Source organism: Vibrio makurazakiensis (assembly GCF_050337375.1).
Taxonomy (GTDB): domain Bacteria; phylum Pseudomonadota; class Gammaproteobacteria; order Enterobacterales; family Vibrionaceae; genus Vibrio; species Vibrio makurazakiensis.
In genome coordinates this window covers 24,154-50,223 of record NZ_JAKJSW010000025.1, presented here as the reverse complement: position 1 = coordinate 50,223, position 26,070 = coordinate 24,154, and the positions used below count along the sequence as shown (strand labels likewise).

20 protein-coding genes are annotated in these 26,070 nt (G+C 44.2%); 13 read left to right on the top strand and 7 right to left on the bottom strand.

Annotated features, from left to right (window positions below; all coding sequences use genetic code 11):
- Window positions 1–30 precede the first annotated feature (30 nt).
- From L4C33_RS04250 to L4C33_RS04235, 4 genes are all read right to left on the bottom strand, one after another.
- Window positions 31–1,023 (bottom strand): FecCD family ABC transporter permease, encoded by a 993-nt coding sequence (locus L4C33_RS04250; protein ID WP_428811209.1) that lies wholly within the window; start codon window positions 1,021–1,023, stop codon window positions 31–33.
- A gap of 53 nt (window positions 1,024–1,076) precedes the next feature.
- Window positions 1,077–2,018, bottom strand: coding sequence for a Fe(3+) dicitrate ABC transporter substrate-binding protein (locus L4C33_RS04245; protein ID WP_428811206.1), 942 nt, complete (start codon window positions 2,016–2,018; stop codon window positions 1,077–1,079).
- Between the two features lie 87 nt (window positions 2,019–2,105).
- The gene (locus tag L4C33_RS04240; RefSeq protein WP_428811205.1) at window positions 2,106–4,220 is read right to left on the bottom strand and encodes a TonB-dependent receptor family protein; all 2,115 of its coding nucleotides are present in this window, start codon (window positions 4,218–4,220) and stop codon (window positions 2,106–2,108) included.
- Between the two features lie 133 nt (window positions 4,221–4,353).
- Window positions 4,354–6,390, bottom strand: a complete 2,037-nt coding sequence (locus tag L4C33_RS04235; protein WP_428811204.1) for a TonB-dependent receptor — start codon at window positions 6,388–6,390, stop codon at window positions 4,354–4,356.
- Window positions 6,391–6,629: 239 nt separating this feature from the next.
- On the opposite strand from L4C33_RS04235, the gene L4C33_RS04230 reads away from it, so the two are divergent.
- The 13 genes from L4C33_RS04230 (at window position 6,630) to L4C33_RS04170 (ending at window position 22,587) form a co-directional block, all read left to right on the top strand.
- A complete protein-coding gene (locus tag L4C33_RS04230; RefSeq protein WP_428811203.1) occupies window positions 6,630–7,841 on the top strand; it encodes an ATP-grasp domain-containing protein in 1,212 nt (403 codons plus the stop codon).
- On the top strand, window positions 7,838–9,649 hold the full coding sequence (locus tag L4C33_RS04225) for an IucA/IucC family protein (RefSeq protein WP_428811202.1): 1,812 nt from the start codon (window positions 7,838–7,840) through the stop codon (window positions 9,647–9,649). Before L4C33_RS04230 ends, L4C33_RS04225 begins: the two co-directional genes overlap by 4 nt.
- Window positions 9,650–9,655: 6 nt before the next feature.
- On the top strand, window positions 9,656–10,891 hold the full coding sequence (locus L4C33_RS04220) for an MFS transporter (RefSeq protein ID WP_428811201.1): 1,236 nt from the start codon (window positions 9,656–9,658) through the stop codon (window positions 10,889–10,891).
- Complete coding sequence (locus L4C33_RS04215; RefSeq protein ID WP_428811200.1) at window positions 10,863–12,728, top strand: IucA/IucC family protein; 1,866 nt, start codon at window positions 10,863–10,865, stop codon at window positions 12,726–12,728. The genes L4C33_RS04220 and L4C33_RS04215 overlap by 29 nt, the downstream gene beginning before the upstream one ends.
- Window positions 12,721–13,923 (top strand): type III PLP-dependent enzyme, encoded by a 1,203-nt coding sequence (locus L4C33_RS04210; protein WP_428811199.1) that lies wholly within the window; start codon window positions 12,721–12,723, stop codon window positions 13,921–13,923. The genes L4C33_RS04215 and L4C33_RS04210 overlap by 8 nt, the downstream gene beginning before the upstream one ends.
- Before the next feature lie 272 nt (window positions 13,924–14,195).
- Window positions 14,196–15,224 carry a helix-turn-helix domain-containing protein gene (locus L4C33_RS04205; RefSeq protein ID WP_428811198.1) on the top strand — a complete coding sequence of 343 codons (1,029 nt, stop codon included), beginning with the start codon at window positions 14,196–14,198 and terminating at the stop codon, window positions 15,222–15,224.
- A 215-nt stretch (window positions 15,225–15,439) separates the two neighbouring features.
- Window positions 15,440–16,768, top strand: coding sequence for a metal-dependent hydrolase family protein (locus L4C33_RS04200; RefSeq protein WP_428811197.1), 1,329 nt, complete (start codon window positions 15,440–15,442; stop codon window positions 16,766–16,768).
- 88 nt (window positions 16,769–16,856) lie between these two features.
- Entirely contained in the window at window positions 16,857–17,516 is a 660-nt protein-coding gene (locus L4C33_RS04195) for a DUF3299 domain-containing protein (protein ID WP_428811196.1), read from the top strand.
- A 55-nt stretch (window positions 17,517–17,571) separates the two neighbouring features.
- Window positions 17,572–18,786, top strand: coding sequence for a carbohydrate porin (locus L4C33_RS04190; protein ID WP_428811195.1), 1,215 nt, complete (start codon window positions 17,572–17,574; stop codon window positions 18,784–18,786).
- A gap of 165 nt (window positions 18,787–18,951) precedes the next feature.
- Window positions 18,952–19,113: a hypothetical protein gene (locus L4C33_RS04185; RefSeq protein WP_428811194.1), complete on the top strand. Its 162-nt coding sequence runs from the start codon at window positions 18,952–18,954 to the stop codon at window positions 19,111–19,113.
- A 55-nt stretch (window positions 19,114–19,168) separates the two neighbouring features.
- Complete coding sequence (locus tag L4C33_RS04180) at window positions 19,169–20,023, top strand: transporter family protein (RefSeq protein ID WP_428811193.1); 855 nt, start codon at window positions 19,169–19,171, stop codon at window positions 20,021–20,023.
- Window positions 20,024–20,178: 155 nt separating this feature from the next.
- Window positions 20,179–21,099, top strand: coding sequence for a LysR family transcriptional regulator (locus L4C33_RS04175; RefSeq protein WP_428811192.1), 921 nt, complete (start codon window positions 20,179–20,181; stop codon window positions 21,097–21,099).
- Window positions 21,100–21,270: 171 nt separating this feature from the next.
- Window positions 21,271–22,587 carry an amidohydrolase gene (locus L4C33_RS04170; RefSeq protein WP_428811191.1) on the top strand — a complete coding sequence of 439 codons (1,317 nt, stop codon included), beginning with the start codon at window positions 21,271–21,273 and terminating at the stop codon, window positions 22,585–22,587.
- Between the two features lie 102 nt (window positions 22,588–22,689).
- Here the strand turns inward: L4C33_RS04170 and L4C33_RS04165 are convergent, their stop codons facing one another.
- The 3 genes from L4C33_RS04165 to L4C33_RS04155 form a co-directional block, all read right to left on the bottom strand.
- Window positions 22,690–23,922 carry a carbohydrate porin gene (locus tag L4C33_RS04165; RefSeq protein ID WP_428811208.1) on the bottom strand — a complete coding sequence of 411 codons (1,233 nt, stop codon included), beginning with the start codon at window positions 23,920–23,922 and terminating at the stop codon, window positions 22,690–22,692.
- A 309-nt stretch (window positions 23,923–24,231) separates the two neighbouring features.
- Window positions 24,232–25,404, bottom strand: coding sequence for a dipeptidase (locus L4C33_RS04160; RefSeq protein WP_428811190.1), 1,173 nt, complete (start codon window positions 25,402–25,404; stop codon window positions 24,232–24,234).
- Window positions 25,405–25,416: 12 nt separating this feature from the next.
- Window positions 25,417–26,058, bottom strand: coding sequence for a DUF3299 domain-containing protein (locus L4C33_RS04155; protein ID WP_428811189.1), 642 nt, complete (start codon window positions 26,056–26,058; stop codon window positions 25,417–25,419).
- Window positions 26,059–26,070 lie beyond the last annotated feature (12 nt).

Here is a 26,070-nt window from a genome sequence, read left to right as displayed (position 1 = left end):
GTAGTAAGAACATCTTAGTATGATGGTGCATCATGACCTCCTCGCGGCAATCAAAATAAAACAAGGCGTCCCAAGCAAAGCTGTAATTACACCGACTGGCGTTTCAGTTGGGAAAGCAATAGCTCGTGATAATGCATCTGACCATGCTACCAAAGCCGCGCCAGCCAATGCTGAAATTGGAATAAGTAAATGGTAGTTGTGACCAACCATAGGCCTAACTAAATGCGGAACCAGCAATCCAACAAAGCCAATAGGTCCAGCGACGGCAACACTTGCTCCTGCAAGTAGCACAATGGTCAATCCACTAACAACACGAGTAAGCCAAATATTCCCCCCTAGCCCAACAGCGACCTCTTCTCCCAGCGCTAACAAATTGAGATTACGAGCAAGGCTGATTGCCAAGATCAAGCCGATCAATACTGGCGGCCACAGCTGTTGCCATTGCTCATGATCCACACTAGACAAAGACCCCGTCAACCAATGCAACACGCTATAGGCCATATCATCGGCTAGGATCAACGCAGCTCGAGTTAAACCAACAAGTAATGCGCTAATCGCAATACCAGCCAGAATCAAACGTAACGGATGAGCACGAACCGAGAAAAAACCACCAAGAAGCATCACTGCTAGGCCGCTTAACAGCGCGCCACAAACAGCATTTAGGATCGGATTAACTTCACTCACCAAAGGCACGCCTATCGCGGCTAACGCCATAAAACAAGCAGCGCCAGCATTGATACCGAGAATCGAAGGTGACGCGAGCGGATTACGTGTTAACCCCTGCATCAGTACGCCAGAAACAGCCAAACCCGCGCCAATCAATAATCCAGCGTAAGCTCTTGGTGCTCTTAATGTGGCCAATATTTGATGAGTCATATTAGTCTCGTCAAACGTCAGCCAATAATTAATCAAGTCACTAAACGTGAGCGAGAAGTTAGACCATCCCAGCATGGAAGCCATATAACCAGAGACAGCCAAACTCGACACTAACAGCGTAAACAACGTTACTCGCCACGGAAACATCAACAAACGTTGCTTCTTAATATCGAGCTTGTTATCAGCGAACGACCCAACACTCATGACGGGTTCAAGATCTTCTCAAGATTTCGAGCCATCTGCTCAGCGGCTAACATGCCTCTATTCAGCGACCAAAGTTCAGGTGACACATCAACAATCTGCTCATTTTTCGCCGACGTTAGGATCTTAAACAACGAATTTTTCTGCCAATTATCAACAACATTCGGGGTAGAGTACGCGCCAAGAAGCAGCCAGTCCGGATTCGTTTTCAATAACAATTCAAAACTGGTTGGTAAATACGCTTTCTCTGTTGATTCCGCGATTGGGCTAGCAATACCCAGTGTTGTGAGTACGCCTCCGGCATAAGAAGCTGGGCCGTGTAGCCACATGCCTTTGTCCGTCACAACAGCAAATTGGATGGTTTGTTTGGTAGAGAAATGACTTTTGAATTCCGTCATCGCCTGTTGATGTTGTTGAATTCGTTGTTCCATTTCTGATTGTTTATCAAGAGCAATACCAATCTTAAGTGCTGAACCTAAGTTTTCTTGATAAGTCTCACCACGGCTTTTTAGTAGCAAAGTTGGTGCTATTCGCTGCAGATCTTGATAAACAGTGCGATGACGCTCTGCATCAGCAATGATCAAATCCGGCTTTAATACCGCAATAGCCTCTAAGCTCGGCTGGGAACGCATACCAACCGACTCCCATGGTTGAACCAACTCTCGTACCGCAGGGATCACTCGCGACGAATCATTGTCATCGGCAACACCAACTGGAGAAACTCCCACAGCCGCTAGTGCATCCACAAATGAAAACTCTAACACCACAATGCGTTTCGGCGTTGTGGTGATTTCAAACTGACCCTGTTCATCTTGTATGATCCGCGCTGTTGCTGAACTCGAAAATGAGAGCAAGCCCAAAATCACGAAGGTAAAGGTAACGACCAATTTGTTTATTGACATCAATCCATTCAATGACAAAAGTCGAGAGTTGTTTTTCATATTTAATTATCCTTTAACGCAAAAATCATCAAAGTCGCCAAGAGTATTAGCGACTTTGATTCGTAATTAATTTCAACAAATTACGTATTAAAATTGGTAATTCAGATCCAAGGTGTAAGATCGACCGGGAGCAGGGTAACGACCCACTGGACTGGTATCAATACCACGGAAGTAATAATTCTCATTAAACAAATTATTCACCGCTATATTCATGCGTAACTTACTATTTTCATCCTTGTAAAAGTCCGAGCCAAGATTGAAGTTCCACACCATGTAAGCAGGAACTTTACCTTCTGCGCCCGTTGAATCTTCAGCACTAGTGTTGGCATTGTCAGAATAAGCATCACTGAAGTAATAACCAGATAACGTAGTATCTACCGCAGTGAAGGCATAAGTAGCATCCCAACTCAGTTGGTGCGCAGAAGTGTATGGAAGTTGATTCCCTTTATTTGCTCCCTCTTCTTCAATCGTTGCGTCCAAATAGTTATAGCCAGCACCTAAGCTCAGAGCTTGGAGCGACTGAGGAACATAACGACCAGAGAGTTCAATACCTTGGTGAAGTGTTTTTCCAATGTTATCGAAAGTTTGTGTCGCACTTTGCCACTGCAACTGGTCTTTAAAATCAATACGATAAAGTGCTGCGCTAAAGCTAGTGGAACCTTGGTTATAACGAGCACCTAGCTCGTAGTTCCATGCCAATTCACTACCTTCTTCACCTAAACCACGGATGTAAGCAATCTGTGGCGCGCGCAAAGATTTCTGAGCATTAGTATAACCAACCCACTGTTCAGTAAGGTGGTACGCCACTGTTAAGCCCGGTAACCATTCTGTCACCTTATTATCCGTGCTTTGCGTTTTACCCAGATCATCAAACGTCATATCAATTGATTCGTAACGAATGCCCGGCGTTACCTTTAACACATCATTAAATAATCCGATTTCGTTACTGACATAACCCGCGAATGCATCGGTATCAAGATGCCAATCACGAGCCACACTTGTCGTTCCACCAGCGACTGGAGTTTGAGTCAGTTTGTAATCAATATCTTCGTTAACGTAGCGCGCCCCCACAATCCAGTTTTGCGTCACTGATTTCCCTTCACCAAAGTACATCGCGATCTTAGGCTCTACGCCATAAACGGCGAACTCACGTGGCGAAGTCCGAATATCTGTGGATGACAATGCAGGGTCTGCCCAGTGACCATCTGCGCTGTTAAAGCCCCATTGGAAGAAACGCTCAGAGTTATGACCAAATGTCAGTACTTCTAATTCTGCGCCGTCCGCAATATCCAAATCTTGCAGATACTTCACGCTCCAACGCGTTGATGTACCTTGGTATTCGTCATATGGTCGTTTCGATTGAGTTCGATCTTTCTCGTAATCTTCTGGTGACAAAGCACCTGGCATTTCGGTGTCGGCATCATAGCGCTGAACGAATGCCTGCAGCTCTTGAGTATCACTCAATAACCACTGTGCCTTAGCTTGGAAGTTTTTCACGTCAGTGTCAGAGTGTTCGCGGAAGCTCTCACCTTTTAAGAAGTTACCTTCTAGTTGTAGGGCAAACGTATCGGTTAACCAGCCACCTGTACGCAAGTAAAAATCGTTAAGTGGTGCATTGCCATCTTCAAATACTGTGAGACGATTACTGATTTCCGTTTGCCAAGTGTTTGGTATCGGCTTAGTCACCAAGTTGATCACACCACCCACGTTGTTCGGCCCGTACTGTACGGCAGCACCACCACGTACAATGTCTATTCGGTCAAGCATCGACAGTGTCGCAGGGAAAATAGACTGTCCGGTATGTCCATAAGGAGCAAGCGTGAGGGGGACACCATCCATCAAGAATTGAGCGTGACCACTGCGACTTGCTTTCAAACCGCGCACCGAGATGTTAGGCAGTACACCAGTGCCCGTTTCATCTTGAACTTTAATTCCGGGTACGCTTTGAAAGGCCGAATCAATAGAAAGTGCAGCGGTCTTTTTAATCTGCTCGTTAGTGAGGACAGTACGAGCACCAGGGTACTCTTTCACATCTTCCACTTCTGAGTTGCCTATCAAACTGGCGGTCACAACAACCGTTTCCATGGTCGTCGTTTGAGGCTCAGATGTGGCGAATGCACTCATGGAAGTCACTGAAGCGATGGCTGTCGCAAGTACACTTAAGCGCAATTGGGGTTTACCATCCAAATTCTGGTAAAACATGAAAATCTCCTATGTAGGCAGGTTAGGGTCAAAGGCTGTTTTTGCAGTTATATCTGCGCTTTGACCCTATGGGCTAAACGTCCTCAAAATGAGGAAAATAGTTCGGCAATAACGACGAACAAATCAATAGTTCTTACAACTGGTATCCATAACTGATCATGAATTCTGCAGGTGCACCGTAACCAATTTGGTTCAGGCCAGACGTCCCGTTGGTTGCACCAAGAATGTATTCCTCGTTGAACACGTTGTAAGCGTTCGCTTGAATTTTGTGGCGACCAGTGGTGTATGCAGCCATCAGGTCTACAGTGGTGTAATCGCCTAGCGCTACCGCTTCATCATTGCCCGCATAACGGTCGCCTACGTATTTCACACCACCGCCCAAACGCCAGTTGTTATCTAGCTGATAAGTGCTCCAAAGTGAGAACAGATGATCAGACACATCATTCGGCTTTTTGCCTGTTTCTTTGTCTTCCGCATCTAGGTAGCTGTATCCCACAGAAATATCCCACTGCTCTGTAAACTGACCGCGCGCTTCCAGTTCAATACCTTGGTGGCGAGCTTCAATCTTGTCGATAACATCGCCGTCTGTATTGGTTTGTGGCTGCTCTTGATCAATTTGGAATATCGCTGCATTAAGCATTAATGCGTTGTCCAACAAGTACGCTTTTGCGCCGACTTCTTTTAAGTCTGTCTGGAAGAACTCTGCTAATTTCGGATTGATGTAAATCCCGGAGTAAGGTAACTGCCATGAACGAGCTAAATTTGCATACACAGACATATCGTTGTTAAGACGGTAAACCAAACCAGTTCGGTAACTCACTTTGTTGTCATCTAGATACTCTTTCTCTGCCCCTGCTTTCTGCTGTTCAAGATCCATTGAGTCGTAACGCACATTACCTATCAGAGAAAGGTCGCCGAAGGTATAAACATCCTGAATATAAACACCTGTGGTAGTGGTTGTGTTATCACGGAAGGGTTCGAAACCAGGGTCAGGTGTAGGCCCTGCAACAGGATCATAGATATTTTGCGGTGGTAAAGTTTTGTCGCTTGCAAGCGTTAGATCAATATTGATCTGGTTATAGTCGGCACCGATCATCATTTGGTTAGATTCGGTTTCCCAAACTAATTCAGATTGCAGTGTGGTCGTGGTACGAGGGTCGTAGCCGAAGTTATTCACGGTTTGAGATACTTCATCCCCCGTCACCGTACCTTGACGTGTACCCTTTTGCTCAAGCTCGATGTGGTTGTAAGCTGCACGGTTTGTCCATGCCCAAGCATCATTCAAACGCCACTCATAGTTAACGCCAACACGAATGCTATCTGACTCTTGATAATCGTTAGTGCCACCATAAAAAGTGCTCTCATCGACATCGACAGGTTTTCCATTTTTGGAAGGAACACCACGATACGGCACTAATTCTTGATGTGCGTATTCAGCATCAAAATCAATAGTATGGCCATCTGCTGGCATTACACGGATCGTCGGAGCGATGAAGAAGTCATTAGAATCGATATGATCAACATAAGAATCAGCTTGTCGATGTTCCACGTTGATACGGCCATTGACCTTGTCAGTAAACGCCATCGAGCTGTCAACCTGACCAACAAATTGACTGTTACTACCTACGCTGCCATTTACGTGAGTGAAATTATCGCCATTAGCACGCTTAGTGACTAGGTTAATAACCCCTCCCGCAGAACCTCGACCGTATAGTGCTCCCGCAGGGCCTTTTACCACTTCGACGCGCTCGATATTAGCCAAACTACGATAAGACTGCAGTGTCCCATCATCACGCATTCCATCACGATACATATCGTTAAGGGCATCAAAGCCACGGATAACAAATTGGTCTCGGCTTCCTTCACCTAAAGTGTTATTAACCCCAGCAACACCATCAAGTGCATCCACTAAACGCACGGCACCACGGTCTTGCATTTCCGTCTTCGTAACCACCGATACTGCTTGTGGTACGTCTAACCATTCCACGTCTGTTTTCGTACCTGACTGAGGCATATGCTCCGCATAACCTTCGTACTGATGACCAATAACTTGCAGCGTTTCATCCACGGCAACATCTTCTGCTGCCATTACATTTGACACAGCTGCCACTGCTGTCAATACGCCTCCAATAGCTAAAGCGAGAGGGGACAAAGTCAATCTCATATTCATTTTCTAATTCCAATTTAGTTTACAAACCCATGACTGACGCGAATGAAAACAAATATCATTTGTATTTGCAATATAAATTTTATGATCTATATTGGCGTGGCCTATGCAACAAAGCTAGTGACAAAATAATCAATAAAAACAAAGCTATAAGAAAAACTCTTCTTGAAAATGTAGAAAGAGAGCGCTTGGAAGTCATTTGTGAGCAGGCAATAACAACGTTAGAAAATTAGGAAAGCCCCATGAAATCTACGATTATTATCGTGAGTCATGTCGTGAATGACGCTGTCACTCACGGCTTCGTACCTACTGCAAAAGCGATGGGTCTTCATGTCATTTTGATCACGGACCATAAGCTCAATCACTTAAAGTTGGCCAGTGAAGACAGTCGCTTTAACCCAGATACGATTCTGGAATGCGATGTATTCAACCCTCTTGAACTCATTGAAACCATCACAGAGCAGGGTTTAAAACCCGACGCGGTTTTCAGTAACAGCGATCACCTGCAAACTTCCACCGCAATCTGTGCGCAATTCTTTGGTGTACCTGCGAAAGATTGGACTGTCACGTTAAAAGCAAAAAACAAACACTTAACTCGCCAAGTTCTTAGCGAAAAATCACTTCCCAATACCCAAAGCGTGCTGCTACATCGAGATGCCGCTCCCACATTCGATTTTCTGTTCCCAGTGGTAGCCAAACCTAAAGAAGGAGTCGCAAGCCTGGACGTTCAGCGTTGTAATACTGAAACTGAGCTTGATAGTTATTGCGATACGTTTTGGCAAAAACACCCAGCAACGCCAATTTTGGTTGAAGCGTTTTTGCAAGGTCCACTTATTACGGTTGAAACCCTTGGAGACGGGGAGAATTTAACTGCGCTTGGTGGGTTCGATGTTGAGCTCTCAGCCCCCCCTTACTTCATCGAAACAGCTGCCAGTTGGAATGGCACCAACAGCGTTCATTACCGTGACGAGTGCGTGCGTCAACTCCAAGCTTTTGGTGTGGGTTTTGGTGTTTGTCACAGTGAATTTATCATCACAGAGACTGGACCTGTATTAGTCGAAATCAACTATCGCAGCATTGGTGATGGCCGTGAGTTTTTGCTCGATAACCTCAGTGGAGGATGTTGGTTCACCACTATCTTAAGCCTGCATCTTGGTAGCAAGCTTGATGAAGCACTTCACATTGATGGCAGTGCCCATGTGCACTATGTAGTAGCGGAACAAAATGGAACAATTGAAGGGACATCCACCTCTTTCATTCACCAAGAGGGCGATATCGTCACTCAGCAGCAAGTGCTCAAACAAGCAGGTGATGTTTTTCAGAAGAGTTTCTCCAACAAGGATTACTTAGCAAGAATTTCTATCGTCTCCCCCTCTGGCCAGCCTTTAGAGCCAGCCATCCAACAAGCAATTACTCGCTTTAATCTCACAGCAGTCAACGAGGTGACAGCATGAACACCAACGCTTTATATCTCACTCAACGCTTAATCGACACTTGCTTGCGCGAAGACCTGTTTGGGTTAGTTTCTCGAAATCGATTTGAAACTGAGCTTCCAAGTAAACTCAACACCTCTTCTTATCCTCGTGAACAAATGTGGCTTAACGTTTCCGGCGCAGACTTTACGCTCTATTTACCTGTCACACCGAGTTATTACATGCAACGTTGGGTATACAGACAGCCTAACGGTTCTGAATGTCATGGTTGGCTGATCGAAGAAAATGGCCAAGTTAAACCTCAACATCACTATCGTGATTGGATTGCATTACTGAAAGCGAATGCTCACGAAAGCTCTCACTCGTTGCTAGATAATTACTTACAGGAACTTGAATGTGCAGAGAAACACAAAGGCCTATGTGACGATGCCTTCAGTCAACAATCCGAATCACTCATGGAGCCGATCTCCCAGTTAGAACGTTGGGAACAAAAACTCTTACGTGCGGACCAAATCGCATCCTACCTCGACCACCCGTACTACCCAACAGCCCGAGCTAAGTTCGGTTTAAGCGACCAAGACCTCGCGCAATATGCGCCAGAATTTGCACAAAGCTTTACGCTTCGTTGGCTTGCGATTGAAAAGTCACTCGTTACCTTGACGAGTAAGCAGCCTGAATGCTGGCCGACAATGAAACAAGTGGGCATGCCAGAAGATTTTGCGCTAAGCCATGATTTATTCCCTGCGCATCCATTAACGTTTCAAAGCCTGGAGTCTCTGCCTGATGGCGTGATTGAAACACCTTTAGCCTACCTAGATGTTACTCCAACTCTATCTGTGCGAACCGTAGTCGTGAATAAAGCACCGCATATTCACATAAAAGTACCGCTGATCATGCGCTCGTTGGGTACTAAAAACATTCGCTTAATCAAGCCATCAACGCTCTATGATGGGCACTGGTTTGAGCGTTTATTAGCGCACTTAGAGCAAACGGATAAAGACCTTAACGGCACGTTTTTCCATTGCAATGAAAAGCATGGCGGCCATGTTGGAGAGGACAAAACCTTCGCTTACATTGTGCGTGAATATCCACAGAGCCAATTCCAAGACAAAGCGCTGGTACCCGTTGCCGCCCTTGCCAGTCCAATGCCTGATGGTCGCTTGTTCTTAGATCACCTTGCTGAGCAGTACTATAAGCACGACACCTTGGCTTGGTTTAAGAATTACGTTGATCTGTTGTGTAAGGTACACCTCACGTTATGGATTCGTTACGGTATCGCTCTGGAATCGAATCAACAAAACGCCATCATCGCCTTTAATGAACAAGGCAAAATGACCCTAGCCATGAAAGATAATGACGCCGCACGTATATGGCCAGATCGTTTCCAAGAGTTTGAAGCGTCTTCGCCAGTTAAATGCGAACAACTGCTAGACCAGCGTATCAAAGTAGCCGACGAACTCGCTCTTGGTCAGATGTTTACCACGATTACTTTGCAGTTAGATATTGCGGCGATTGTGGAGGCGATGGCTACAAGCGGGATTGCGACTTCGCCTTCTTTATACACTACGGTCGCAAACAGCCTGTCACAACAGCTTAGTCAGTTAAGCCAAGAAGGACACGACACCGAGCTCGCTCACGACATGTTGTTTGATTCACCCAACCTATACGCCAAGTATTTATTGAGCTCCGGTAGCTTGTTATCAAAAGAAGCGTCTGGCGCAAGCGATATCAACAAGTTCTATGGGCTGTCCGCTCCGAACTTCTTATTGCTTACCACTGAAGAGGCACAACGAACTTACCTCGAAACCATCAAGAAAAGCGTGAGTTAATCCATCATGACCAAACTCATCTATTGCGTGCTGCTGTGCCACTTTATCGCGGCATTTGCAGCATTAGGAATGCCTCTATTTTTACCTTTGGTATTGCCAACACTGGACGCGCAAATTGATACCGATTGGGCGGGGATATTATTTATTCTGCCCACCTTTTGCACCGCGGTGGCGGCACGGTTTTGGGGGCAATTTGCCGATAAATATGGCAGACGACGCTCATTGTTGCGTGCCCAACTCGGGCTTGCAGCAGGCTTCGCGCTGTGTGGTTTGGCAGATAACCTAACGATGTTTGTGTTTGGTCTTATCGTTCAAGGAACCTTTGGCGGCACTATGGCCGCCTCTAATAGCTATTTATCCAGCCAAATTGAAGATGCGAAAACACTCGGTAAATCGCTTAATAAAACCCAGATTTCTGCCCGTTTGGCGTTAATCATAGCGCCAATAGGGCTAGGTTGGAGCTTGTCAGATACTAACCCATTAAACGCGTACCTCTGGCTGTCCGCTTTACCTTTGTTAGCGCTGGCTATCACCTTAACACTGCCTAACGATGCTCAGGATAAACCAGGTAATCGGGTGAAATCGGGCAAATTCGCTAAACAAAAAGCAAAAATAGGACAACTATCCTCAGAAGGTCAAAACATTCAAAGTAAGCCGTTAAGTGCCCTTTATTGGGTGTTCGGTGCACAGTTTTGCTTTGCTTTCGCCATGGTCGTCACTTTCCCCTATTTCTCACCTTATGTGCAGCAATATGGTGTGACTAACCAAGCGTGGATCGGCTTTTTATACGCCATGCCACATGGCGTCTACTTGCTCTTTGCCGGGAAAGTTCCCTTGTTCTCAGAATGGGTTAACCGCCATCACCCGCACCGTATTTTGTGGTTAGGCTTTAGCTTGCTTTCACTCAGCGCAGCGATGCATTTAATGTCTTTCCAAACGACACTGATTGTTGCTCGTGTTGTCTTTGGCTTTGGCATGGTCTGCTGCTATCAAGGCTTACACCAAGCTTTAGCAAACCAAGTTGATAGACGACAAAGCGGAAAAGTCTTCTCACGCTTTGATGCCATGTCGAAATGGGGCGGAGTTGCAGCAGGGTTAAGTGCGTCTTTTATATCAAGCTTAGGCTGGCTTGAGGTTCCTTTCTTACTTTCTATGTTGATCAGTGCTGGTACTGCTATTGCGTTGATCATCCATTCAAAATTTGGACACCAACATGTTACACACTCAATTATCTCCGACTGATCATTCAGCCGAAAATACAGATCGTCTAAACCATAAAAAAGCACTTCTTAATGGTGAAAAAGCCCAACTCAATACCATTATGGGCGTGCTGAACTGCTATCTGCGTGAATACGCGATACCAAACGAGCAAGTTGACTGGTGCTTTAATTCACCTTCTATGCCACAGACATTAAAGAGAAATTATACCTCTCAGCAATGCGTTGCAATTAACCTGCGTCACCAGAATTCACCTCAGAAAAACGGCCTGCTAGTTTTGCCCATTGAGTACGCCAGTAAATTAGGGAAAATAAAACTCAGCGATAGACCTTGGGCAAAAATGCCCGGCGTAGGTTGGTGCAAACTGGACGCCACGCAAACTCTGACACTTTTGCTCAGCYACCTAAAACAAGTACTAGAGATCCCATTCAATAACGAGTTGGTCGAACAAATGGAAAACAGTTTGTTGATCACAGAGCAGTTCCTCAACTCAGATAATACACCTCAGCATCACAACGCGTTTATCGCCTCGGAGCAATCATTATTGTGGGGGCATACTTTTCATCCAACGCCAAAGAGTCGCTCTGGTGTCAGTATTGATGACCTACTAGCTTGCTCACCAGAGGTTGGCGCGAAGGTGCCTCTATATTGGTTTGAAGTCGATACCACGCTGCTCGATGTATTGAGTTCAGAAAATAAAATGGCACCGCAAGCGATGCTCAAACAACTCGCACCGGAACAGAATAAATCGGTAACCACCACGCTTTACCCTTGCCACCCTTGGGAGAGCTACACTATTTTGCAAAACCCAGTAGTCAAACAGGCTATCGAACAAGGGAGAATCACGCCGCTAGGTTTAGGCGGTGAAAAGCTATTGCCCACGTCATCAGTGCGTACTCTTTATCACCCAGACATGGACTGGTTCGCTAAATTCTCTATTAATGTACGTTTGACTAACTGTGTACGAAAAAATGCATGGTATGAGCTCGATAGCGCAGTTCAGTTGACTTCTATTCTGCATCCAATCAAAGAAAGTGAACAACTACGTAACCCTGTATTCAAAGTGATGACAGAACCTTACGCCACCACACTAAATCTGGAGTCCGTCGCCGAGCAGCAACAGGCTGATATCTTAAAAGCCCGTGAGTCGTTTGGTATTTTGTATCGAGAAAATTTCACATTAAGTGAAACCGATATATTGCAACCGACTTTAGCAGGCGCACTCTTTGCCTACGACCGTGACGGGAATAGTTGCATCGCTACTCAACTCAAACATAAAGCCAAAACCACACACAGTCAGTATGAACATGTGGCAACGCTGTGGTTCGAGCGCTACTTACATTGCTTAATTCCAGGTGTATTTAACTACTACTTCAAACACGGGGTCGCATTTGAACCCCACTTACAAAATACACTCATTGGTTTTGAAAATGACATGCCATGCTGCGTATGGATTCGTGACTTAGAAGGCACCAAACTACTGCCTGAGTTTTGGCCACCAGAGACACTAAACCTATTATCTGAGCGCGCTCGTCAATCCGTATACTACACCCGTGAGCAGGGATGGAATCGTATCGGTTATTGCACCTTCATCAATAACATCAGTGAAGCCATTTTCTTTATCGCTGAAGGAAATTCAAAGCTTGAACAAGCTTTATGGGGTGCTTTAGAGAACGCCATCGGTCGCTGGCAGTCTATCAATGGCAAGCAGCCTGAACTGGTTACATTGCTCAACGGTGGCAGTTTCCCAAGTAAAAACAACTTCACAACTCGTTTGATGCAAAGTGCCGATAAAGAATCGAGCTACACCCAAGTTACAGCGCCTTGGCCAACTAAAAATACGGGAGGTCGCCATGCCTAGTTCCCTTCAACTTTCTACACATATCGAACACGAAGTACAGCGACTAGCAGAGCAACAATCACAGCCACTATGCGCGTATCTTTATGACCTCAATGCGCTAGAGCTGCACATTAAACAGATGCGCCATGTATTACCGACAAACGTTGAATTGTTTTATGCAGCAAAAGCGAACCCTTCAACACCGATATTACGCACACTGGCGCCTTATGTTGATGGTTTTGAAGCGGCATCAGGCGGAGAGCTTACTCACCTCCACCAGCAACAACTCAACAAACCACTAATCTTCGGTGGTCCAGGGAAAATGCCAAGTGAATTAGAACAGGCTGTCCAGCTCGATGTCGATGCTATTCATGTCGAAAGTCTCATTGAATTACAACGCATCGGCGCACTGACCAAGAAATTGAACCGTACTGCTTCCATCTTCCTGCGCATGAACATCGACATTGGCGACATCACGCTCAGCAAGTTAGCCATGGGGGGTAAACCTACCCCGTTTGGTTTGGATGAAAGTGAGCTAAGCAACGCGTTAATGTATCTACGTGATTTCCCGTTAGTGAAGCTAAAAGGCTTCCACTTCCATTTAATGTCACACCAACTTGACGTCGAACGGCACCTCGCCTTGATGCAGCGTTATTTCCAAGTAGTCAAAGAGTGGAAAAAGGCATTTTCACTTGATGAACTGACTATCAACCTCGGTGGAGGTATGGGCATCAATTATCAAAACTCTGAGCAACATTTCCCATGGATAGAGTTTTGCGACAAGTTAGAGTTCCTGATTGCCAAGGAACAACTACAAGATTGGAAACTGCGCTTTGAATGTGGTCGCTACATCTCTGCTCCTTGCGGTTATTACGTAATGGAAGTCTTGGATATAAAGCAAAACCTTGGCGAAAACTTTGTGATTGCTCGTGGCGGTACGCACCATTTCCGTACACCGGCAGCACAAAGTCATGACCACCCTTTTGCTATCGTGAAAAGTAAGCAGCAGCCCGCATTGTCACATCCTATAAACCATTCGACAGCTACCTTAGTTGGCCAGTTATGTACTCCAAAAGATGTACTTGCTAGAAATCAAACTATCGAGCATATCGATATCGGTGACTATGTTGTGTTCACTTTAGCAGGCGCTTACGCTTGGAATATCTCGCATCAAAATTTCTTAATGCATGAGCCTCCGGTGTTCCATTTTTTCTGACTTGCGTTTAATTTTGGGCTGAACATCGCCAGTTTCTTGTAAGCACTTGACTGTTTACAGGAGTCTATAAGAAGTAACTCAACAAGGGTGGTTCATTGTTTGAACCACCCTTCTCTTCCTAACTACTTATCTAAGCAAAATCCATCAACAAGAGCTTGTGATAGCAATGGTGATTAACAAGCCAGCAAGTAACCATAACTAAGCTTTACAAACATATAAGCCTCAAGATATTTTAAACGTCACAAAGTCGTTCTAATTATGGGATCCTTTATATGACCAACACTCCACATTCAAAGAGCCAAGCGATCCCTTTGGTTAAGCGCGAAGACGTTAAATATTTTGTCGGTTTACTTGGTGAATACCACGAAGATTTCTACTCTCTTCTTAGGCAGGCGCAAATCCCAAATGATTTATTTAACCCAAACAGTCAGTATGAATACCTGCCGGAAACAACGCTCAAAAACCTAATACAAATACTCGGAAGTCGGATGAAAATCGATGATTTTGCCCGCTTAATATCCGACAGTTGTCGTCTAATCTATGTACCCAAGTTTGTTAGTCTGCTCACCACAGATGAATCATTACAAGCTACGCTCAACGAGTTCTCTCAACTACTAAAAAGTACATCATCTAATGCACTTGTTTACACGCAAGAAGCAGGGGAAAAAGTATGGTTAGTAAGGGACAAAGAAGAAGCTGATGAAATTTGGTTTAAGTACGGTGAGATGTTCGCCGTTACCTTTCTTTGTGAGTTACTCACTACCTTAACTCAAGGTGCTTGGTTACCAGAGGAAATTGGAGTAAGAACAGAAAGTGCCTATGAGTTTTCGCGTTTACCAGGACTGGAAAGCACTCAGTTTTACTGCAGTAGGCCAACCACAGCGATTCATATCCCAGATGATATTCTCAGCCAACCCGTGTTTTTAAAGCAAACCTCAAATGAATCAACAATTCCGTATGAGATACTTCCGGGTAACTTTTTAGACACCTTCAAGCTTGCCATTCAACCGTACGTTTCTATGGGTAAACTGCCTATAAAGATCGCCTCGGAAATATTAAATATCAACGTTAGAACCATTCAAAGAAGACTCAAAGAACACAACGTAATATACAGCCAAGTCATTGAAGAAATGGTATTTAATCAGATAATCCAATTATTAAAATGTGACCAACTACCAATAACTGAAGTCGCGAGTAAAATGGGCTATTCGGACTCTGCCCACTTCACACGCGCTTTCAAACGCTTGATGCATATGACTCCAAGAGAATACCGTTCCAAATTCAAAAATAGGATTCGCTAACCTCTCACAAACACCTTTCCTCTCTGTCACCTAATGGCAATTATTCCGTATTGAAAAATGCGAATATCCCTACTAAGTTATTGAATGTTAATTGTTCATTACTGCCTTGTTCATTTTGGCGGTGTGATAGCGTTAACTTCGTAACACAATTTTTTGTATGGAATGTTACGCGATGTAGTTTAGCTACACGCATGGATAACCCTAAAGGTGCTTCAATGAAACATAAAATTCTTAAGCTCTCAGCAGTTGCTGTGTCTTGTACTCTAGCGTTCTCTGTAAACGCTGCGTCAACCCTAATTACCAACGTCGATATCTTTAATGGTACAGAAGATAAACTATACGAAGACCACCACGTTCTTGTTGTCGATAACAAAATTGAAAAGATTTCAAAAACAGCCATTGATGCTGGTGATGCAACGGTTGTCGACGGTCAAGGTAAAACCATGATCCCAGGCTTAATCGACATGCACTCTCACTTATGCCTTCAAGAAGGTATGTTAGTGGGTAAAGCGGGTTACGACCAAATGGCGATGGGTGCTCGTACTTATGTTTCAATGCAGCAGTACTTAGACCAAGGCTTCACAACAGCACGTGATGCAGGTTGTAACCTTCTTGGTGTAGCAAAAGCGGTAAACAACGGACTTATTGATGGCCCAAGAATCTACCCATCGGGTGGTTTCTTAAGTCAAACAGGTGGTCACGCAGACACTGGTAACTTTAACGACCGTCCTGGTGATGTAGATGATCTTGAACGCCATGGCTTTGGTTACATCGTAGATGGCAAAACTGAAGTTCGTCGCGCGGCACGTCAAAACTTACGAGCAGGTGCTACCCAAATTAAAGTCATGGCGGGTGGCGGTGTTGCGAGTGAATTTGACCCTATCCACACCACTCAAATGTCAGTAGAAGAACTAGAGACAGCTGTAGAAGTAGCTAAAGATTACGGTACTTATGTCACCGTGCATGCGTACCACGATCGCTCAGTGAATCGCGCTATCGATGCTGGCGTACGTACTATTGAACACAACTTCTTAGTATCTGAAGATACGATTAAGCGAATGAAAAAAGAAGGCGTTGCTCTATCTGCACAGGCCGTAATGTCACTTAAAGCATTCGCAGATCCTGAATCCATCACCTTCTTCAGCGCTGATCAAAAGACAAAAGCAGCAAGCGTGTATGAAGGCGCATTGCAAATGTTTAAATGGGCTAAGAAACACGAAATTCTAGTTGTAACAGGCGGTGATATGTTCGGCCCTGCTTACAATATGGCTCAAGCTGAAAACATGACTTACATGCAAAAAGCTGGCTTCACACCATTCGATATCATGAAAATGGGTACTTCTAATGCCGCTGAAGTGTTGAGCTGGAGTGGTGGTATGAACCCTTATAAATATGGTTCTTTAGGTAAGATTGAAGCAGGCGCTTACGCTGACCTTATCTTAATCGATGGTAATCCACTTGAAGATATTGAAGTGCTTAATCAATACCAAGAGAAGTTCCAGTACATCATGAAAGACGGGAAAGTTTACAAAAACACCCTATAGCCAAAAACGAGAGTAGGCTCTTGCCTACTCTCGCCTCTTGCACATTCGTTACCTTTCATTTTCTATGGTTGTTTTGAACATGATTTCTATGAGTCGACAGTTTTTCTTAAGCATTATTCTATGTGCCTTTTCAATGGCATCTCATTCTAGCGAGGTGTCTTACACCTATTGGGACGAACTGCGCCCAAACATGCAAACTATTGAAGACCCATTTGAACTTCTAAACGTCAACCAACTTGATGATTTGTCATACATAGTCAAGTACATGGAAGTAGAGGGTGACCCTAACAAATCACCATCAAACGAGCTTTTAAATGAATACACTCAATCGAAAACTCGATTGGAAAAAGCGGGTGTAGATATTGAGTATTTATTATCAGTTAGAGAACAAATCACAGTTCAAAGAAAGACACTCGCGACAGAAGCAAACCCTAAGGTTCTTGACGAAACTCATCGAGTTCCTGGCTTTATCACGCCAATCGACTTCGACGGCACAAAGGTCACCAAGTTCTTATTTGTTCCAACGGCTGGTGCTTGTATTCATACCCCACCTCCACCAGCCAACCAAATGATCTTGGTGAACTACCCACAAGGTGTGGAAGTAGAGTCCCTGTCAACTCCAATGTGGATAGAAGGGAAGCTAACAGCTCAAGACTCAACCTTGGACATTAGCTATGTCGATGGCGATTCAGAGGTTTCAACCATTTACGCTATGGATGCAACAAACGTTAATTTATATACGCAATAACCAAAGCTCGTAGAAGCCAATATCAGATAACACGATTGAATAGAAGTGGTGCCAAATGCTAAACACTAAACATGTAATTTATTCTTTTCTTTTCCCATTAGTCAGTTTTAACGCTGTAGCTGGCGCAAATTTTGAGAGTCCAGATTCTGTAGAAAATACCATTGCAGAAAATACTCGCCAGAAGCAAAGTTGGAGAGAGGGCTTAGCCAATGACGGCATTACATTTGGTGCAGACTATTTTGCGCTCGGTGTTAGCTCTCCTGACGGAAAAAACGGTAAAGAGGTCAATAGCTCTTCTGGTATAGCTCGCTTCTATGGCTCTTGGGACCTAATAGGAAAAGAGACTGGCAACACAGGCGGTATTGTTTGGAAAGTAGAACATCGTCATGCCTATACCGATTCAGCCCCAAAATCATTCGGTTTCATTGATCCAAACGATCAGATTGGATACGTCGGTATGATTGCGCCAGCCTATAGCGACCAACATTTCCGAGTGACTAACCTTCACTGGAAACAAAAATTCAACGGCGGTAAAACATCATTGATTGTCGGTTGGCAAGATGTCACGGATTATGTCGATACCTATGCCCTAGCAAGCCCGTGGTCTGGGTTCACAAACCTTGCATTCTCTACTGGTGCAGGAGCGATGGGATTACCGGATGACGGAATTCTAGCTATCTCGGCAGGTCACATGTTTACGGATAACTTCTATGCTGTAGCAGGGGTAGCCGACGCGAATGGACAATCAGATGATATTTTCGATGGCTTTAATACAGTTAAAGATGAAAGTGAATTTTTTACCACTTTAGAACTGGGCTGGACCGCATCTCAAGAACAAATCTACACCGATAATTTCCATATTACGTTGTGGGATTTTGGTGAAGATACACAACACAGCAATAAGACTGGCGAAGGTGGCCGTGGTGTGAACTTCTCTGCAAGTTGGTTCGCTACCCCTCAAATAATGCCGTTCATACGTGGCGGTGTTTCAGAAGGCGATGTTGCTCTTTATGACAAATCACTTAGTGCAGGTATTGGCTACTTTGGTCTAGGTGCTCCTAAAAATAACCTAGGTGTTGCTATTAACTGGTCTGAAACGAATGAAGTCGCATTCGGTGGGGATGACCAATCTGCCTTTGAAATCTACTACAACATGCAGCTGACTGATTACTTACAAATCACTCCAGATATTCAATATATCAAAGACCCGGCCCTATCTTCAGAAAGCAGTGCTTGGGTATTTGGTGTTAGAGCAAGAGTGTTTATCTAATCGCTTAAGCAAAGGTTACTTGTCACTTAAAGCCAGCCCTGAGCAATACTCGGGGCTTTTTTATAGGGGTTATGGATTGTTACTTATTGCGATGGCGCAACATGGCAATTATCTATTGGTGAGTATTTTAAAATACTCTCATTAACCATGACTACGGAAACAACTATGACCATTAACGAATTTAAACACTCAGATATATATCAATGCCTTGCTGTCGCTGGCGAACTTTCTCTTTCCATTGGGAAGTTTGCTTTTAGCGTATCTAAGGTAATCGTCAAATCTATATATTGGGTCATCGTAAAAGCTTATCAATACGTCGCTAAATAACATTGACTGAATTCCTTTTCCTCCAATCTGATTCTACTCCTTGAGCACCCTAACTATGCCTAACAAAACACTCTCTTTGAAACTCGCGTGCATCGCCCTCTCAGCTGGGTTACTTACCTTCCCAAGCTTATCTGTGGCTCAAGACTTAGAAAATAAAAGTGATAAAGATATCGCAGCAGAAGCTGCCAAGGAGCTTGCTAACCCGAACACAGCTCTTGCTGCATTGAACTTCAAGTTTCAATATAACTCTGGCTATGAACAAGGTGGCGACAGCTTTACAACGCTTTTTCAGCCAGCACTTCCTTTTCCATTAGAGAATGGTGATAAGGTTATATTTCGCCCAGCAATACCATTTATTTCAAATAACTTGGAAGGTGGCTCAGGTAACGCTACTCATTCTGGAGTTGGTGATATTGCCTTTGATTTGGCTTACGCACCAAAACTGGATAACGGAAATATTGCTGCGTTCGGTGTGTTCGCTCAACTTCCAACAGGAAGCGAAGAGTTTAGTGCAGATCAATTTGCAATAGGCCCTGAAATAATGCTTGGTAAAGCGACTCAAGAACATGTCTTTGGCGCATTCCCAAGTCATCTATGGGGTGTAACCAATGGTATTGAAGGTAGCGAAGACATCAATAAAACATCTCTGCAACTATTTTACGTGAAGATTATTGGTGGTGGTTGGACGCTAGGATCTTCGCCTATGATGTCCTATGACTGGAACAACGATCAGGCAGAGATCCCTATTAACGTTAACGTAAGTAAAACCGTTGTTATGGGAGGCAAACCTTGGAAGCTTGGATTCGAAGCTAACTACTATGTCGAAAAAGATGAGAAAACCCGACCTGACTTCATGATTGGTTTCAACGTATCACCCGTGGTAAATAATGCGCTAGCTGATTTGTTCTAGATACAGTATAAAATTGATATCCAGTTGTGATCGTTAGTCAAAACAGCAATGTTAAGTGTTTAACCTGAGCGCGCTATTTCGAACGGTTCAGGTTTCTAACGACCGAAGCCATTCACAACACATCAAACGAACTTGGTATTAATAGAGTACAACTTATGAACTTTAGCATTGAACAGCTACTCGCTTTTGTCACCGTTTATGAAGAACGCTCTTTCAGTAAAGCTGCCGCTAAGCTCAATAAACATCGCACGACAACAGGCCAAGTTATTACCAACCTAGAAGATGTGTTAGCAGTTATGCTTTTCGAGCGTATTGGCCGAACTGTTGAACCGACAGAAGAAGGGAAGCTTCTTTACCATTATGCTAAATCGACCATCGAACAATCTCGAATCTTCGACAATATCGCACTAAGTCTTTCCTACGGCGGATTAGAAAGCATCAACTTTGCGTATCCGAGTATGACGCCACACCAACTCCTTTCTTCAATCAGAGCGCAGCTTGCGAAAGACTTCCCAAATATGAAGGTGAACTTTCTGGTGAGAACAAAAGATCAAATTGAGGAAGGGGTTTCCACTGGCGACATTCATTTTGGTTTAGTCATGATTGATAAAGGGAAAGGAATGTACAGCAAAGATTCCACTTTCCTCGGTCATGTCGATTTCTTACCTTTCGTTAAAAAAGGGGGAGAGTTATCACAACTCCCCCCTACAGAAGCTTTAAATGCACTACGCACAACGAGACAATTCATATTACGGGCGTTTACCGATGAAGGATTAAAAGAAAAGCTTCTAGTTTCCGCCATTCATGAAGAAGTCGATCAATTAGCTCTGGTGATCAAATTAATACAAGACGACCTTGGGTGGGCCTGGTTACCCAGAGTTCTCTCCGAGTCACAGTACATAACAGAAAGCCTTCAACCTATTGAGGTCGACGAGCTAAAAGCAGGCTTGAAGTTCTCTTTTGCGTTGTGGAACCCACACTCTAAGCAAATTATGGAAGTCAAAAAATCGGTCATGATTACTATCGAATCCTACGTTAAACGATTTACCTCCCTGCAATATCCAGAAAGTAACTAATTCACCGCCTGGATGGTTTAGTTCCTACTTCATAATTAAAAGTGAGGATTCCGTCCGTCATAATGGAGTTAGTAGGTTTGGCTTTACCCCGTATATTGATCGTAACTAGAGCGAAGAAGCCAAATTCAAAAGGTGTCTCTGCTGAAAGTATCGTCTCATTAAGGGGTTACCATGAAAAAATCATTGCTTACTTTAATCATTACGACAGGCCTTTGGAGTGGAGCTAGCTTCGCTTCTGAAACGTCTATTTTGGAATCTGTCGAAGCGGATACACCTCGGTTAGTAGAGATCTTTGAACACATTCATGCCAACCCTGAGATCGGTTTCATGGAGTTCAAAACCGCGGAATTGGTCGCGACAGAATTAAAAGAACTAGGCTTTGAAGTTCACGAAGGCATTGCACGCACAGGTGTAGCCGGAGTATTGAAAAATGGCGAAGGCCCTATCGTTATGTTTCGTGCTGATATGGACGCTCTGCCAATTAGAGAAGAAACCGACCTTCCCTACCGCTCTCAAAAAATGAGTCTTGACCGCTTTGGCAACGACATCCATGCCATGCACGCATGTGGACATGACGCCCACACTACCTGGCTTATTGGTATGGCGAAGCAATTAGTCGAAAGGAAAGACCAATGGCAAGGGACGGTCATTTTGGTTGCTCAACCAGCAGAAGAGATGATCATGGGAGCAACCGCTATGGTTAAAGATGGCCTTTATGACAAAGTACCTGTCCCGGATATTTTAATAGCCGGTCATACTCACCCAGTACTCCCTGAAGGCGCTGTGGCTATAAGCGACGGCCGAAGAATGGCAGGAACCGATCAAATTGATGTCACTATCCAAGGTGTTGGAGGTCATGGCTCAACTCCTCATGCCGCTAAAGATCCTGTAGTAATGGCTGCAATGTCCGTTATTGGTTACCAGACCGTTGTCTCTCGCATGACAGACCAAGGTGAACCGGCAGTTCTAACAATTGGCGCTATTGATGTAGGTACAGAGAACAATATCATTCCAGACAGCGCGACGTTAAAGCTAAACTTGCGGTGGTTCCGAACTCAAGAAAGAGATGCGATGCTTAAAGGCATCAAAGACGTTACCGACAACGTCGCTCGCATGTACGGAATGCCTGAAGACAAGATGCCAAACTACGAAATGAAAGGTTACTCTACCCCGGTAATTAACCCCGTAGCTGAAAGTAAAATCGCGGCTAATGCAATGAAAGAAGCTCTAGGTAAAGAGAGTGTTTACGCGGGTTTCCCGCCAGTGATGGGCTCTGAAGATTTCCATATGCTGTCTCACCCTTACCCTGAAGTACCTATTGTTTATGTTGAGGTTGGCGCAGCAAAGCAATCTACTTGGGACGGGTTTATCAATGAAAATAAGATGCCAGCAGTGATCAACCACAACCCTAGGTTCATCGTTGAACAAGGCGCAGTACCAACAGGGACTGTAGCGCTGACATCTGTTGTTATGGAGTTCTTAGATTAGATTCACGCGTTCATTTTATTTATAGAGATATACGGTGACCCCGCCACAAATAGCGGGGTCACCGTCTGCAGAGCAGAACTAAAATCAATAGGCGTCAGATTTCTAAATGATGATTCTTGCTCTTATACCTGCCACCCATGTATTGCTTTCATTTGAGAAAGCCGGGTCTTTAATATATTGAAGATTTGGAGTTAATTCGACGAACTCACCTAAAGCCATCTTGTAATACAGTTCACTGGTTAGTTGAGAATGATTCGAATCAGTCACTGAATTAATACCTTTCATTACATTAGAAAAGCCTTCATTCACTTCACTCCAGTTCAGTGCAAATCCGAGGTTGTTTTTCGCGCCACTCAGTCCGAAATACCCAACACCAGCAGTAATAGACTTGTCGTACAGAGCCACGTCCCCTTCAGAGAAACCACCACGTAGGAATGGCATAATTTGTGGCGTCGCCATAAAGCTTGCAGAGAAATTGACCCCTTGACCGCTTTCACCGTTGACTAGACTATGCTGAGTCCCAGCATCTAAATGCCAAAAAGTCATATGTATATTATCGGTATAGATTTGTTCTTTTGAAGCAGTCCAGCCCAACTCGAACGTAGTAAACAGTTTGTGGTCATTAAACARAGTATCAAAACCATCAGACGGCTTATCCGACTGACCTTTACMATCGGCTACGCCTGCAATGGTGTAAAAGTTATCGGTTAACATATGCCCTACAGCTAGTCCCAGAATACCATCATCAGGTAACCCTATGGCTCCTGCTCCTGTACTAAATGCAAGGTTAGTAAAGCCGTTCCAAGGACTTGCCAATGCGTACACATCAACGTAATCAGTAGTGTCTAAGTAACCCATCATAAACGACGTATCACCGCCATTGAACTTTTGCTTCCAATACAAGTTGGTCAAACGAGTACCTTGGTCACTGAATGCCGGAGCAATCATCCCACCATAGCCAATACCATTGCCCGCACCAGTAAAGTTACCTTGAAATGCAAATTCTTTAGGCGTCATATCGCCATAGGCATGCCGGTGTTCCACTTTCCATACAATGCCACCTGTATTGTCGGAATCCACTCCAATTAGGTTCCACGAACCGTAAAAACGAGCCACCCCAGAAGAGGCTTGGTCTACACCCCCTTGAACAGGATCTGACGCGCTAAGTCCTAGAGCTTGGTAGTCTAAACCAAACGTTAAGTTATGGTTTTTCTCCAGGTTTTCTCGCCAGCTTTTTTTATCTCGATTATTTTCGGAAAGTGTATTGTCGACTGAATCTGGGCTTCCGAAATTTGCACTAGCGAAAGCCACTGCCGGAACAATAGATAGAGCAATAGAAGCAGCGAGAGCACTAAATTTTAGAGCCTGATTGAAATTATATTGATGCTGATTTGATGGGTGCATATCATTTTTAAGATTCATAAAACATTCCGAAGGTGTTTGAGCCTTGGTCATTATTGCTAAATCACACCTCATAAACAGGCACTTTACGCCAACACCACCATGAAATAGAAAAACGGTGTTGGAACAAAAGAAAGTTACTTGTCGCTTGATTTAGCGAGGAAAAGGCTGAAAACAGCATGTTTAACGCAAGAAAATGCCACTGTAGATAAACAGTGGCATTAAGCTAACTTCTGTTGCAGATTACCAAGTTTGTTCCCAAACTCGCATTAAGTTACCCGCATAGATCTTCTGAATATCTTCATTTGAATAACCGCGTTTCCACAGCTCGTCGGTCAATGCTGGTAGGTACTTCGCTAATTCTGCACCGCTGTCTGCACCGCGATCGAACGCATCAAGCATGTAACCAAAGTCGTTATAGCTTTGTGGGCTGTTTTTAGCAAATGTCTTAACCAAGGCTGTACTAAACATATCATCCGTTGCGATACCAACATGATCAATACCCACCAGTTTCACGTAGTAATCTAGCATATCTGCGCCTTGCGCTGGCGTAATGTCATCAGGGAACACACCATCCAACATCCACTCCGTAAAGGTAGGGCTCACCACGCCGCCCATCTTAGCAACGCGTAACGCTTGCTCATCCGTAATTAAGCGATAACAAGGTGCCAATGCATCCTTTCTTGTTTTTTCTGTTGGGCTACAGTCATACAAACCAGCAGGTCCTGAATGTGAAAACACCGCAGGTACACCAGGGTGCTTCTCTTCCATGTAGCTCATGATATCCATAGTAGTTTGATAAGATGTATGGCTCATATCTACCAAGATACCGTGCTCAACCATTTCATCAATCAGTGAACGTCCCCAGTCCGATAAACCGATATCATCGTAATGCAATGATTCAATCACACCTAAGCCTGTACGATAGCGACCGTTGTATACCAATTGCATGGTGTTGATCCCCATAGCCTTTACTGTTGCAACTTTGTTGAGGTCACCATTCAAAATGGTTGGAGTTTGAGATTCCCATACAAAAACATACTTACCTTCTTCGTACGCTTTTTTGATGTCATCGACCGAATAGCCGATCACCATTTCTTCAGGGTGCTTATTGATAACACTACGCCATTTCCCCAACTCTGCTTCAAATTGTTCAAAGGTGTAGTAAGTCGCGGCGATAGTCGCACTTGAACCTGTGATGCCAGTATCCATAGCTCGGAAAATGTACTCTTCCATTTGCTTATCTTCCGTCCACCCCGCTCCATATGGTGATGCGTACATATCCATGACTAATGACTCTTTAACAAAGTTTTTAGCCTTATCTGATGACTCCCAAGTTTTGCTTTCTTGGCTGGCATAAGCCGAACTAGTCATTATGGCTAATGAGATGAGTGACGCTGATAATTTTTTAAGCATATCCTTTTACCTTTAATTATAAAGCTCTACTGAAGTTGCTAGCATGGTGTATACGGTATCGACCTCTGCGATACCATCTGATAACTGGACATCTGATTGACTGCTGTCCGATTTTAATTCCCCTTCAATCCATACAGGGGTGTATAAGCTGAGTAGCTCAATGCCTTCTTTAGGCGTAACTAAGACGATTTGATTGGCCGGTGGCGGTGGTGTATGTATACAAGCTCCCGCCGTAGGGACGAGCAAAAATTGAGTAACCAACACGCCATCCATTTCTAACGGTACGATGTAACCGGGTAAACGCCCCTTTTTCCCAATCAATTCAGGGTTTATCGTACTTTGCGCTAACTTTCGTTGTTTAGCGATTTCTGAACGCTGCTCTATTAGTTCTAGAATATCAATATTGAAATCGCTAAACCGTTGAATCGCAATGTCATATTTTGTTTTCAATTCGGGATCATTATCACTTTCTAAATAAGCCATAACATTCAACAAATCGTACTTTTGCATGGCAGAAAAACGAGCAAACGGGTCGATAAAAGATTTGGATTCCTCAGACACTAAATCCCCCCACCCCCACACTTGAGCAGAGTAGGTGTTTGAGCTCAACAATATAGAGAAGACCAAAAATAAAGTACGGCATTTTAATACCATAAAGCACTCCCT

Excerpts from the sequence above, each read along its gene's own strand:
- L4C33_RS04210 (WP_428811199.1), top strand. The coding sequence starts at position 12,721 with ATGCCTAGTTCCCTTCAACTTTCTACACATATCGAACACGAAGTACAG.
- L4C33_RS04200 (WP_428811197.1), top strand. The coding sequence starts at position 15,440 with ATGAAACATAAAATTCTTAAGCTCTCAGCAGTTGCTGTGTCTTGTACT.
- L4C33_RS04225 (WP_428811202.1), top strand. The coding sequence starts at position 7,838 with ATGAACACCAACGCTTTATATCTCACTCAACGCTTAATCGACACTTGC.
- L4C33_RS04185 (WP_428811194.1), top strand. The coding sequence starts at position 18,952 with ATGACCATTAACGAATTTAAACACTCAGATATATATCAATGCCTTGCT.
- L4C33_RS04170 (WP_428811191.1), top strand. The coding sequence starts at position 21,271 with ATGAAAAAATCATTGCTTACTTTAATCATTACGACAGGCCTTTGGAGT.
- L4C33_RS04195 (WP_428811196.1), top strand. The coding sequence starts at position 16,857 with ATGAGTCGACAGTTTTTCTTAAGCATTATTCTATGTGCCTTTTCAATG.
- L4C33_RS04155 (WP_428811189.1), bottom strand. The coding sequence starts at position 26,058 with ATGGTATTAAAATGCCGTACTTTATTTTTGGTCTTCTCTATATTGTTG.
- L4C33_RS04175 (WP_428811192.1), top strand. The coding sequence starts at position 20,179 with ATGAACTTTAGCATTGAACAGCTACTCGCTTTTGTCACCGTTTATGAA.
- L4C33_RS04240 (WP_428811205.1), bottom strand. The coding sequence starts at position 4,220 with ATGTTTTACCAGAATTTGGATGGTAAACCCCAATTGCGCTTAAGTGTA.
- L4C33_RS04250 (WP_428811209.1), bottom strand. The coding sequence starts at position 1,023 with ATGTTTCCGTGGCGAGTAACGTTGTTTACGCTGTTAGTGTCGAGTTTG.
- L4C33_RS04245 (WP_428811206.1), bottom strand. The coding sequence starts at position 2,018 with ATGAAAAACAACTCTCGACTTTTGTCATTGAATGGATTGATGTCAATA.
- L4C33_RS04190 (WP_428811195.1), top strand. The coding sequence starts at position 17,572 with ATGCTAAACACTAAACATGTAATTTATTCTTTTCTTTTCCCATTAGTC.
- L4C33_RS04205 (WP_428811198.1), top strand. The coding sequence starts at position 14,196 with ATGACCAACACTCCACATTCAAAGAGCCAAGCGATCCCTTTGGTTAAG.
- L4C33_RS04160 (WP_428811190.1), bottom strand. The coding sequence starts at position 25,404 with ATGCTTAAAAAATTATCAGCGTCACTCATCTCATTAGCCATAATGACT.
- L4C33_RS04180 (WP_428811193.1), top strand. The coding sequence starts at position 19,169 with ATGCCTAACAAAACACTCTCTTTGAAACTCGCGTGCATCGCCCTCTCA.
- L4C33_RS04220 (WP_428811201.1), top strand. The coding sequence starts at position 9,656 with ATGACCAAACTCATCTATTGCGTGCTGCTGTGCCACTTTATCGCGGCA.
- L4C33_RS04230 (WP_428811203.1), top strand. The coding sequence starts at position 6,630 with ATGAAATCTACGATTATTATCGTGAGTCATGTCGTGAATGACGCTGTC.
- L4C33_RS04235 (WP_428811204.1), bottom strand. The coding sequence starts at position 6,390 with ATGAATATGAGATTGACTTTGTCCCCTCTCGCTTTAGCTATTGGAGGC.